At 60.9% G+C, this 11,578-nt stretch carries 9 protein-coding genes; 1 reads left to right on the top strand and 8 read right to left on the bottom strand.

Annotation, left to right across the window (positions count from 1 at the left end):
• The first annotated feature begins 84 nt into the window (after positions 1–84).
• On the top strand, positions 85–1,260 hold the full coding sequence (locus ABIE33_RS16950; protein ID WP_429127019.1) for an alpha/beta hydrolase: 1,176 nt from the start codon (positions 85–87) through the stop codon (positions 1,258–1,260).
• 395 nt (positions 1,261–1,655) lie between these two features.
• On the opposite strand, the gene ABIE33_RS16945 is transcribed toward ABIE33_RS16950, so the two are convergent.
• The 8 genes from ABIE33_RS16945 to ABIE33_RS16910 all read right to left on the bottom strand — a co-directional run bounded on the left by ABIE33_RS16945 (position 1,656) and on the right by ABIE33_RS16910 (position 11,573).
• Positions 1,656–2,720 carry an OmpP1/FadL family transporter gene (locus ABIE33_RS16945; RefSeq protein WP_429127016.1) on the bottom strand — a complete coding sequence of 355 codons (1,065 nt, stop codon included), beginning with the start codon at positions 2,718–2,720 and terminating at the stop codon, positions 1,656–1,658.
• A 188-nt stretch (positions 2,721–2,908) separates the two neighbouring features.
• Positions 2,909–3,865 carry a fumarylacetoacetate hydrolase family protein gene (locus tag ABIE33_RS16940; RefSeq protein ID WP_429127013.1) on the bottom strand — a complete coding sequence of 319 codons (957 nt, stop codon included), beginning with the start codon at positions 3,863–3,865 and terminating at the stop codon, positions 2,909–2,911.
• Between the two features lie 77 nt (positions 3,866–3,942).
• On the bottom strand, positions 3,943–4,620 hold the full coding sequence (locus tag ABIE33_RS16935; RefSeq protein ID WP_429127011.1) for a VOC family protein: 678 nt from the start codon (positions 4,618–4,620) through the stop codon (positions 3,943–3,945).
• Positions 4,617–5,051 carry a VOC family protein gene (locus ABIE33_RS16930; protein ID WP_429127008.1) on the bottom strand — a complete coding sequence of 145 codons (435 nt, stop codon included), beginning with the start codon at positions 5,049–5,051 and terminating at the stop codon, positions 4,617–4,619. Before ABIE33_RS16930 ends, ABIE33_RS16935 begins: the two co-directional genes overlap by 4 nt.
• A gap of 106 nt (positions 5,052–5,157) precedes the next feature.
• Positions 5,158–7,086, bottom strand: coding sequence for an acyl-CoA synthetase (locus ABIE33_RS16925; RefSeq protein ID WP_429127005.1), 1,929 nt, complete (start codon positions 7,084–7,086; stop codon positions 5,158–5,160).
• Between the two features lie 146 nt (positions 7,087–7,232).
• The gene (locus ABIE33_RS16920) at positions 7,233–7,928 is read right to left on the bottom strand and encodes a TetR/AcrR family transcriptional regulator (protein ID WP_429127002.1); all 696 of its coding nucleotides are present in this window, start codon (positions 7,926–7,928) and stop codon (positions 7,233–7,235) included.
• Positions 7,921–8,796, bottom strand: a complete 876-nt coding sequence (locus ABIE33_RS16915; RefSeq protein ID WP_429126999.1) for a 4Fe-4S dicluster domain-containing protein — start codon at positions 8,794–8,796, stop codon at positions 7,921–7,923. Before ABIE33_RS16915 ends, ABIE33_RS16920 begins: the two co-directional genes overlap by 8 nt.
• Complete coding sequence (locus ABIE33_RS16910) at positions 8,793–11,573, bottom strand: molybdopterin-dependent oxidoreductase (protein WP_429126996.1); 2,781 nt, start codon at positions 11,571–11,573, stop codon at positions 8,793–8,795. The genes ABIE33_RS16915 and ABIE33_RS16910 overlap by 4 nt, the downstream gene beginning before the upstream one ends.
• Between the last annotated feature and the right edge of the window lie 5 nt (positions 11,574–11,578).

The following is an 11,578-nucleotide window of genomic DNA, read 5'->3' as shown; positions in this document are numbered from 1 at the left end:
TGCGTTTTGCAATGGATCGGCCGCTTGCGGCCGATCCCCGCGTCACATCGCACAAAGCCTCGACGAGTGCTCACGGCGCTGGTGATGCTGTCCGTCGCCATAACCGGCTGCGCGACCCGGGTGGAGAACGTCCTTCAGCCTCCTCAGGTGGCCGCGCGCGACGCCAGCCGGGTGAACATGCTGGTGGCGACCACGCGCAAGCCGTCGGACGATCCCGGCCGGCTCTATTCAGGCGAGCGGGGAACGGCGATCTCGCTCAACAACGTCAACGTCTCCATTCCTCCGGATCGAAACCGCAAGATCGGCGAGGTGCAATGGCCCTCACGCGTTCCGCCGAATCCGGAAAAGGAGTTTGCAGTCCTTAGCGTTGGCAAGGTCGCAACGGAGGGGCAGGCTCTCGCATGGTTTCGCGAGAATCGGAACTCCAGGCGGCAGGTGCTTATCTTTGTCCATGGTTTCAACAATACCTACGCAGACGCCGTCTTTCGCTTCGGCCAGATCGTTCACGACTCAGGCACCGATGCGGCGCCGATTCTCTTCGCCTGGCCATCGCGGGCTCGCGTTTTTGACTACCTTTATGACAAGGAAAGCGCCAACTACTCGCGGCGGGCCTTGGAGGACCTGATCCTTCAGGCTACCCGAAGCCCCGATGTCGACGACGTGACGATTCTCGCACATTCGATGGGGACCTGGCTCGCGGCGGAGGCGCTGCGCGGTGTTGCCATGCGCGAAAAATCGATCCCGGCCAAAATCAAGAATGTTATCCTTGCATCACCGGACATCGATATCGATGTGTTTCGCCGACAGTTCATCGAAATGGGGCCAAAGCGGCCGCATTTTGCGATTTTGACTTCGACACGAGACAAGGCGCTCGAGGTTTCGGGCTTTCTGTCGGGCGGAGTTGAACGGGTCGGAGGATCCGATCTTAGGCCCTATGCCGCCGCGCTGGAGGAACTGGGCGTTTCGGTCATCGACACGAGTGCTATCGCGTCAAACGATCCGCTGGGTCACAATGCCTTCGCCGACAGCCCCGAGATCGTGCGTCTGCTCGGACGGCGTCTGGCCGGCCAATCGCTTTCGGGGGGCGGGGTCACAGTCGCGGATCGTGCGGGAGTGGCGGCTGCCAACTTCGCTGGGTCGGCTGCACGCGTAGCGATTGCGGCTCCGGCATCGGTCATTAGCGGCGAGGCACGCGAAGTGTTGAAACGCGAGCTTTCGCCTTCAAGCGGGCAGATCGTGGACGGGCGGATTTCGTATTGAGGCAGGAACTGCTGTGCAGACCATCTCTGGAAGACCCCGAAAGCGCATGGAAATGTCTAGTGAACCCTGAGGACGGAAGCGATTAACGGCGACAAGAGCATCGCGCGCCAAACATGGGTGGACGGATGGTCAGAATGGAGTGTGAAACCTGGGTGGAAAGCGTTAGCCAGGCATGCGGCTTGAACCGCTCCGTCTTGCCTTCATTGACATCCGTGAACACGAGGAGGGCCGCCTGCGCCGGCGTTAGCCTTGTAATCCGAGCCTCCTATGTTTGGCGCGCCGTCAAGGCGCAGGTTTCTGCTTGGTCGGGCGATGTGCGGCATGGAAGCCTGCAGAAACTCGCTCTCCCAAACAGAAGCCGAGGTAGGTACGCGATGGCGTTTCCGGCAGCGAGGTCAAAACGAATACCCCACTTTGACGGCGGCGCTGATTAGATCGTTATCTGTAAAGTTTCCGAACGAACCCGAAGCATCACCGAACTGGTGGTAGCTGATGGCGGTGGTAATTTTCACCTGGTCCTTCGTGTAGATCGCCCCAAGCGTGGCGCCCCACAAACCGTCGGTTGCGTCGAGCGGCCCTTCAGCCGATACGTCAGTCGAGGGCTCATATGTCAGAGTTGTGAAACCCGACCATTGTTCACTGAACATCTGTGCCACGCCGAGCGTGTAGGTCGTCGTGTCGTTGAAGTGGACGAGTGATCCCAAAGGGTAGCCCGGTGGATTGATCGTGTGTTCGCTCCAATCGGCCCAGCGAACCGTCGCGAAGAGCAACGTGGAAAGGCTGATCGGCGCCTGGAGATGGACGTTGACCGATTGCGGGGTCTCGACATCCGTGGTCCCTTGATAGGCACCGGACGTGTCGAAATCGTAGTCGATCGCGGAATTATATGTGACTGCGATCCGGACATGGCTCTCCGGGATTTCAAAGGCCGCCCCGACCACGTAGCCCGCCGCCCAGGTGTCGTCAAAGGTGACGTTGCCAATACCGGCGGGCACGCCGCCAACGAAAACCGAGATATCGGTGTCGCCACCCATACGTTGCAGCCTGGGTCCGCCGAAGACGCTGAAACGCTCCGTGAGCTTGTAACGCAGCAAACCTGTGACTGCGATCGACTCGACTTTTCCCGACAGGCCGGACAGCGGCCCGCTGTCATACTCGACTCTGCGCCCATAAGGACTGTCTACGATGACCGCTCCTGAGAACTGTTCGTTGATATCGGCCTTGAAGGCGCCATTGTAGAATGGAACCGTGGGCGCCGTATCGCCTGAAGCAAACGGGGGCCCGGCGGCAATGATCTGTCCCCCCACGTTCGGACTGCCAAAGCCGAGCCCGAATTCGACGTAGCGTCCCGTCTCGAAAAGGGCTTCATTCGGCTGCCCCAGGAGATCGAAGCCTCCTCCCATCGCCGGTGTGACCAAAAGACAGCTGAACAATCCGGTCGACAAATTAATAGCTTTCATGCGGGTCTCCCTCCTCAGAGACGTGTCGCTTTTCCACAAAGCCCAAGGAAATGCGCATTGCTCACTTTGCCTGCAGCCCTGCGCGCTGCCCGCACCTCCAGGTCAAGGGGCTAGACCAGCAGGCGACCCTCAGCCAATCGGGTTGTGGTGTGGGCGCCGACGGCGTGCGCGTTCTGGTCCCGCCGAGATCACGCGTCCACGACTTCGAGCAACTGCCTGCCAAAATCGACGGCGCTGTCATCGGTGCGCATTTCGGCGCGCATAATGTCGCCGGGTGCGAGGTAACGTGCGTGCGCGGTCGCTTCCTGGACGATCGCTTCCTTTCGGTCGGAATCCTTGAAAAGCTTGGTCGTCAGGATCTGGGCGAGGGGGGCGCTCGCTTGCAGGATCACGCCGCCCGGCGTCCCTGTTAGGACCAGATCGCCCGCAGACAGGTCCATCAGAGACGCGATGTCGTTGAGGCAGGTTTCCGGGCGAAAGACGAAGTCCCGGGAATGGGCCGATTGCCGCAGTTCGTCGTTCAGCCAGAGACGGATCTCAATCCTGTCGAGCAGATCCGCCACCTCGTCCGCTTCCGGAATGACCAGCCAGGGACCACAAGGGCAGAAGGTACGGGCGCTTTTGCCACGGAACCATTGCAAGAAGGCCTCGCCGAACATGACGTCGCGGGCTGACACGTCGTTGCACAAGACGAGTCCGCCGATGAAATCGCCGAGGGTCTCTCGGGTTACGTGATCGCCTGCACTTAGTGGTCGCTTCAGCACAAGCCCGAGTTCCACTTCATAGTCGAGCATCTGGCATCCGGCCGGCCGGATCACGGGATCGAACGCTCCGGACAGCGAGGAGGCGGCCTTCATGAAGAGCAGGTTTTTCTGGCGTGGCGCATGGCCCGATTGATCTGCGTGATCTGCATAGTTCAGACCCTGGCAAACGATCTGCGCCGGCGCTGTGACGGGGCTCAGAATGTTTGCAGAGCTGATCGGGAAACGTTCAGCGCCTGTCCGCGTCTTGAGCTCAGCGGGAGGAAGGCGCAGGATGTCGGCGGTCGAGGCGAAGATGCCCTGGAGCGGCGCGATCTCTTCTCCGTCCAAAATTCCCCACAAGGGTTCTCCACCGATCGTAAATCGGGTCACTTTAACTACCATTTCGTTTCCTTTCTTGAGGGGCCGCTTCGAAAGCGGCTCGAATCTCCCCTCACACCACTTTGAAGGTCGGAGCGGCGTTAGGCGCGGTCCTTGCCCTTGAGTTCCCCGTATCGCTCGCGATAGTTCTCGATCGTGTCCATAGCCCCGCAGAACTCGACATTGTGCCAGTCGGGATCGTAGAGATAGCAGGCGACGTTGCCGCCCGTTTCGCCGTCGCCCAATGGCGGTTCGCTGTTGTGGCGGACTGGACCGTAGTTCAATTGGAATCCGTCGGCCTGCTGTTGCTTGGCAAAGGCCAGGACATCCTCCAGTTGGTTTCCTTTCACCTCGAGCGCGAAATGGAAGAAGCTCATGCCCGAAGGTACGGTAATCCTGCCGGAGGGATCGTATTCCTCGACGAGCACGAGGCATTCCTCGTGGTCAGTTGCACTCATGTAGCAGCAGCGAATGCGCCACCCTTCCTTGAACGGATGCGGTTCCGGCTCGCAGGTGCGGCTGTGGATCATGCCGGCAACTTGCTCGTACCAGCCCCGGCTTCGCGCGATGTCGCGCACGAAGATGGAGAGCTGCCCGATGTGAGAAGCGAGCGAAGGTTTGAAGACGCCGTAGTCCTCAGTCTTGTTGGAGAACCGCCGCTTCGTCAGCGTCGGCCACAACAGCACCATTTCGCGAAACCATTTCCGCTTCAGGAGGCCCGCGAAGCGTAGCTTGAATGGGGGCAGGACGTTCGGGGGAACGAAAGCAGTATTGCTCATCTTGTGGGCTCCTCAATGATCTCGATCCAGTGCTTGTCAGGGTCCTGGAGGCAAAACGCCCGCGATGCAGGGCGCGCGGAGGCGAGCATGCGCCCCTCACGGATCGATAAGTCCATGTCTCGTGCGCGGCGTCTGACTTCGTCGAATGCCCCTGCGTCCTTCACTGCCAGCGTGAAGTGCAGCATCGAATTGTTGTCCATCTTCAGCTTGTGATGCTTCACCAGGCAGATGTCGTGATGGTGGAAGCCGAACGAGAAGAAGTGCATTTCCTGCTGCGACAAACGCATTGCGGCGCTGCTGTCCGGATGGTTGAGAGCGGAGAACTGCAGGTCGAAGACCTTGGTATAGAAAGACTTTGAGCGCTCCAGGTCGGTAACGTAGAAGACGTGGTGCTGAAGGTTGGTGACGGGGATCCGAGTTGGAGCGTTCATGACTGGTTTCCTGGCTGCTGGTGTGCCCACGAGAGTGCTGGCGCCCCGGTCTCGTAACGGGCAAGATTGATCGCCATGACTGGCTTCCTTTTCTTCTCGTGAGTGTTCAGAGGAATTGCGCCTTAAAGGCAAAACGACCCAGTTTTTCGCGGAGCGGGCCTGGATCGCCATCGGCTGCAATTCTTGCAAGCAGGCCGAGCCGGGGGTCTTGAACGACCGAAAGCGACACGAGCTTCACGCCGGACGCCGACGCCTCCTGACGTACGACATCCTCGATCTCCAGCATCGACAATGCTGGCTTGAAGATCTTGCCGACGGGTGTGACGGGCAGCGCGGCCAGAATCCGGACCGCTTTGGGATGCGCAGCGCGCTCTGGAATACGGCCGACGGCATGGGCAAGCAGATCCGCCTCCGTCGCGGTCGCCGCCGGCTTCAATTGAACGTAGAGCACCGGCAGTTCTCCCGCGCGCTCATCGGGTCTTCCCACCGCTGCGGCGAGTTGCACCGCCGGGTGATCTTGCACTGCATTTTCGATCAGCTTGGGATCGATGTTATGGCCGCCCCGGATAATAAGCTCCTTCTTGCGACCCGTCAGCCAGAAGTAACCGTCCGTGTCCTGGCGGGCGAGATCGCCGGTGTTCAGCCAGCGCTTGCCGTCAATCTCAAGCCAGAGGCCCTTGTTGTGTTCGGCATTGATATAGCCGGCGAAGACATTCGGCCCGTGGATCGCGAGCACGCCGACCTCTTCCGTCCCGGCGAATCCGATGAAGCCGTCCGAATCGTCAAGTCTGACCACTGCCATTTGCTGGTAGGGGAGACGCAGGCCGATCGAGCCGACACGTCGCTCGCCTTCCGGCGGATTGACACTGGAAACACAGGCGCCTTCCGTCAGGCCATAGGCCTCCAGAATGCGGATTCCGATCGTCTTTTCGAAATTGCGGAACAGTTCCACGGGCATCGGAGCCGCGCCGCAAAAACCGTAGCCGACGCTCGAAATGTCACGGCCGCCGACCGGCACCTGCAGCAGTGCCGAATACACAGTCGGAACGCCCGAGAAAGCCACGACCCGATAGTGTTCGACGATCTCCCAAAAGGACGGAATAACTCCCTCTCCGCGATAGCCCTGCGGCGTGCCCATGACGACATGTCCGCCTTGCGACCACGGGATGAGGCCCGTCACCAACTGCCCATTGACGTGGAAGAGCGGCAGGCCGCAGAAGATCGTCTTGCCCGGTGCGAACACACTCCCGATGAAGGCTTGGGTGGACCAGGCGTCGAACACCTCCGACAAATGGGTGCGCGCGGCGATCTTGGGCAGCCCGGTCGTGCCGCCTGTGCAGAAGTAAGAAGAGGTATCCTCGGGCCTGGGCATCTCGAAGGTCAACCCGTCGCCGCGTTCCGCGGCAATTTCCTGACGCAGGCTGAGAACGGGGATGGAAAGACCATCGACATCAGGGGCTTGCGAGCAAACCTCCGTCGCTTCCTCGGCGGTTCCGCGGAGATACGGTGCGAAACTGACGGTTAGAATTCCTTGCAAGTCCGGCACATTCGCCGCCGCGTTGATCGCCTTCTGCCAGATGTCGGTTCCCGGAAATGGGGCCAGGGTGACGAGCCACTTTGCCTGCCCGGTAATGAGGAGCTCGGAGATCTGTCCCGCTTCAAGCAGCGGATTGATCGCGAAGGCGACGCCCGCCGCTTCGCCGCCCCAGATCACGAAATGAGCCTCGGGCAGATTGGGTAGCACGAATGCCACGACGTCGTTGCGGCCGATTCCCAGCCGCCGCAGGGCATTGGCTGTCCTCGTGATGTCAGCGAGGAGCTCGGCATGCGTCCAGACGAAGGGATCACGGAAGTTGTCGGAGCGCAGAAAGAAGGACAGGGCAGGCTGATCCGGCGCGACAGCCGCGCCGCGCGCAAGCATCTCGTAGGTGCTTGCCGGAAGGTTACGGTCCAGCAGCGGGATTTGCTCGAATGCCTCAACATCGGACAAAGCGACAATGGGGCGACCGACGCCACCACGTGTATTTGCGAGCATAGTGATCTTCCTCCCTATAGATCCGCGCCGGCTCAATTGAACGGCGGCGGCAACTCCAAATTTGCGATGCGACGAGCTTCCTCCGGCTCGATCTCAAGTGCCTGGAGCACGAACTCCGCCGCGTCGGAGGCGCCATCCCCCAGGTCTTATGGGCCTGCAGCAGCAGAAGCACTGCAGCGAGACTGGTGCCGGCAATCATCGCCAGCTGGACCGTCACGGAGAGCCTCAACACTGAAGGAAACCAGGTCTTCGGGCGTAATGAGCGGGTGCCTGAGCTGGAGATTCTTGATCGCTTTGGGTCCCCAGAGGGACGCAGTTGACGCGCAAAGGCATTCAGCGGCCCATCGACTGTCCTGTTGTCGAAATTCCTGTGCACGGACGCCCTCTTCGACAAGTCCAGCGACGGCGTCTCTCACACGTGTTGCGTGTGCCTCGAAAGCAGGCCAGCGCTCATCATCGGCGACCGTGAGCAGCTCGAATATCTTTTCCTCATCCCGCATGAGAGCAAGAACACGTCTATGCAGCCCCAGCATGAACTCTCGGAGCGTTTCTGCACTCGTAAATCTTCCGGAGCCGGGTTGCATTACGGGAAAATTGTTTTCGAGAACCCGCGCAACAAGCTCGTCGTATATCGCCAGTTTGGAAGGGAAGAACCTGTAGACATTTGCTGGCGACATCTTGAGGTAGCTGGCGATGTCGCACACGTTCGTTTTGCCGGATCCATAGATCGCGCACAAAGTCTCTGCTGCACTGAGAATGCGGGCAACGTTCGTTCCCCGGCTCTCCTGCCGGCCGGTTCGCCGCTGGTCCATGTCCGAGCGGCAATTATCACTATCAAGCATCGGCGGCCCCCCGCGCGTCTGCAGCGCCGGGGCGGGTCAACCTCAGTTCACCCAGATAGACGCTCTCGGATAGGACGCAGTCGCGCCAAAGGCTGCCTTGGGCGTGGGACACTTCGACACGATACGTGCCTCCATCCCCGACCAGACCGTCGAAGCGAAAGTCGCCGAAGCCGTCGGTGACTGTCTTCGTGAGAACTTTGCCTCCCTGGGACAGGGTGACCTCCGCCCCTTCGAGACATTCCAACACCCCGGCGATGTCGGCGCTGACGCTGCCGCCGATGAAGCTTGTCTCCCACCGTTCCAGACCCCGGTACCAGACGCGGGGTTTGGTCCCGAGCTCGGGCTTTTGCACCTTGAGCCCCTCGGTGGCCGCCATCCGCCCCATGGCGACGTCATCGAGTTTCACCGCTTCGAAGACCTCCGTCGGACAACTCTGCTGGCAGCGAGGCCGCTGCCAGCCCTGATCCAGCAGGTGGGCGTCGAAGATCCAGGTCTGCGGCACCTGCTGCTCCTCGTTCCAGACGATTGCCCGGTACGGACACGAGCCGAGAATGTCCTTGCGGCCACGAGCCTTCTCAGGATCTATAATAACGATGCCGTCGTCTCGTTTGCGAATGGCGTCGCCCGCATAGCGTATGCAGGGCGCGTCATCGCAGTGGTTGCACATCACTGGTAAATAGGTGGTCTCCACCATAGGCACGCTGCCCTGCGCTCGGCGCAGGATGCGGATCGTGCTCTCACCCACGGCAGCGGCCGGCGCCGAATAGCCCGGAAAGTCGTTGCCGACATGTTCGTCCCGGTCCGCGATCACGCAATTATAGCAGTTCTCGCAGCGGCCGACGCTGATGATCAGGTTCCACTTGCTCAAGACTTCCTCCTACGCCGCGCAGCCATTTTGAAGGCGTCCGCGTTCTGCCACTTCTCGATTTGCACAAGGCAGGAGTTGGGAGCCATGCTGCTGGTTCCCCGGGTCTGCGATCGGTCCGGGGTAAGGATGTTCAGGCAGCCGCCGATCTCGATGGTCTCTCCCGCAAGTTCGATAAGCTGGAACTCGGCGCTGGCCTCATAGGACTTGACGACGCCCGGAGTGACCAGGGGCGAAATGTCGGCGGCGCAGATAACGGCGCCGCGGTCATTGAAGACTTTCACCAGGTCACGATGGCCAATGCCCCGGGCGGCGGCATCGGTCGGGTTGAGACGCAGCAACCAGAAGCGATGGCCTGCAACCAAGGCGCGATGGTCGTCCACCTGATTGACCGCGCTGTTCTTGCCGTCCATGCTGGTGTGGAAGCTATAGCGGCTGTGCGTGGCAATCATCTGCAGCGGATAGCGCTCCGTCAGCTTGGTGGTGCGCAGCCCTTCCCAAGAGGGAATGTAGCGATTGACCGGTGGCCGGTCCGGATTGTTTGCGGTGTTGCGCTTGAGGACCTCCGGCACGAATTCCAGTTTGCCGCTCGGCGTCTGCAGGCCCATGCCGAACTGTTCGGCATACTGGGATGGCATCGGAAGCGGTTCCGGCAGATCCTTGCGCCTTGCCTCGGCGAACCAGCGCATGTCGACCGGCTGGCGCAGTTCCGGCTTTTCGGGCGGCACGACGTAGTAGCCCTTGCGACAGAATTGCTTCCAGGAAACTTCGCTGGGCAGATCTGACGAATCGAACACCCGCTTTACCCAGTCGAGCTCGCTGCAGCCCTCGGTGAAGACGGCACCCAGGCCCAGCCGGGTCAGGATGGCGGTGAAAATCGCGTAGTCGGACTTCGACTCGCCCAAGGGCTCGATGCACTTATGCTGGAGGGTGATGACACGATGGTTGACGACGTTGACGCCGTGATGGGCGTAGCCTCCGGAATTCGCCCATTCTCCTATATCCCAGCGCTCCAATGAGGTGCAGGCCGGCAGGATGATATCGGCAAACTGGGCCTCGCCCTCCATCCAGATGGACTGGTTCACCACAAACTCGATGCTCTCGTGCCGATAGGCGTCGACCCAGCGTCCCGATCGTGTCACGGTGCTCAGGGACGATCCACCGTAGCGGTAGATCATGTGGATCGGCGAGTAGCCCGCCATGGGATAGCTGAAGGGCGCGAACTGGGCCTCCTGGGCCATGCCGTCCCAGAGGTAGCCGGTGGCCTCGCCGTTGATGATCGCATCGGGCAGTTGCTGGCGCGGCACCATCTGCTTGACGGGATTCATCGTCAGGATGTGCGGCATGCGCTGATAATTGTTCACGGCATTGCCGGTCCACGCCAGGTCGCCGGAAATCCCGCCATCTGCATAGCCCGGGAAATAGAAATGCAGGTCGTGCGGGACCCCGATCTGGAGACCGCCGAAATTGATGCCCGGCTTGCCCCAGCCCTGCATCGCCATCATCATGATCATGCAGCGCGCCCATTGCGCACCGGTCGCGCCTCGGCCTGCGCCGCCGAAGCCGGTGCCGGTCATGCCGACGGCTAGATAGACCTTCTTGCCGCCCCACTTGCGGGCCAGCGCGCGCACGTCTCTGGCAGGGATGCCGGTCTCGGCCTCCTGCCATTCGGGGGTCTTCGGAACGCCATCGGTTTCACCCAGCAGGTAAGCCTTCCATTCGTCGAAGCCGGTGGTGCGGGTCGCGACGTACTCCTCGTCATAGAGGCCTTCCGTGACCCAGACATACATGATCGCCTGGGCCAAGGCCGCATCGGTCTGCGGACGGACTGGAAACCAGCGTCCGCCCAGCAACTGGGCCGTCGGATTGCAATGCGGGTCGATATGCACGAACTCAATGCCGAGTTCCTTGGCCCATAGACGACGCGTTGTGCCCTCGAACCCCGCATAGGCTCCATTTGTGCTTTCGGGATCGCAAGACCAAAAGACGATCATCTCGGCTTCCTTGAGGCAGTCCTCCACCCCGCCATAGCCCGCAGGCACGCCGACCCGCATTGAATTGCCGAAATGGTGCATTGCGCCCCAGTACCAGCCCTCCCAGCTGTCCGGGTTGGCGGCAACCCGGGTAAAGCCGATCAAATTGGCGAACCGCATCAGCGAGCTCAGGTAATAACCCACATTGCCCCATTGGTGGTGGGACGACATCGGGAAGGTGATGGAACCTGGCCCGTGGACGCGCTTTTGCCGATTGATCTCCGTGGCGACGATGTCCAACGCCTCGTCCCAACTGATCCGCACGTAACCGGATTTGCCGCGGTTCTGCGGATTGCGTTCGCCATTGGGGTCGAAATCCACCCGCTTCATCGGGTGGAGGATACGCTTGTCCGAGTAGACGAGGGATTTCATTGTCAGAGCGTGGGGGGCTACCAGTGCACGCCGGGGCGGGCTGAACTTGCGGCCACGGGCTTCGATCACCCAGGTGGCCGGGTCCGTGTTGTCGAACTCGATGGGCGTGACCCGCAGGATACGGCCGTCCTTGACGTAAACGAACAGGGGCCCACCATTGGTGCAGGTGGTTAAGCGATGGCTGCCATCGGGCATTGGTGTTCCCATGGCCACGCCGGCGGTCTCGCTCATGTTGAGGGTCTGCGTGAACCAGACGACCAGTTCGTCCGGTCCGGCGGTAACCACCTTGAAGTTCTTGGCCGCGTGGATGATCTCGCCCTGATCGCGATTGGGGAGCAGCAGTTTGAAGGCAGTCGCAACATCCTTGAACGCCATGCTCA

Source organism: Ensifer sp. 4252 (genome assembly GCF_050434565.1).
Taxonomy (GTDB): Bacteria; Pseudomonadota; Alphaproteobacteria; order Rhizobiales; family Rhizobiaceae; genus Ensifer.
Note: the sequence above shows the minus strand (reverse complement) of the source record. Positions and strands in the feature narration are given on the sequence as shown.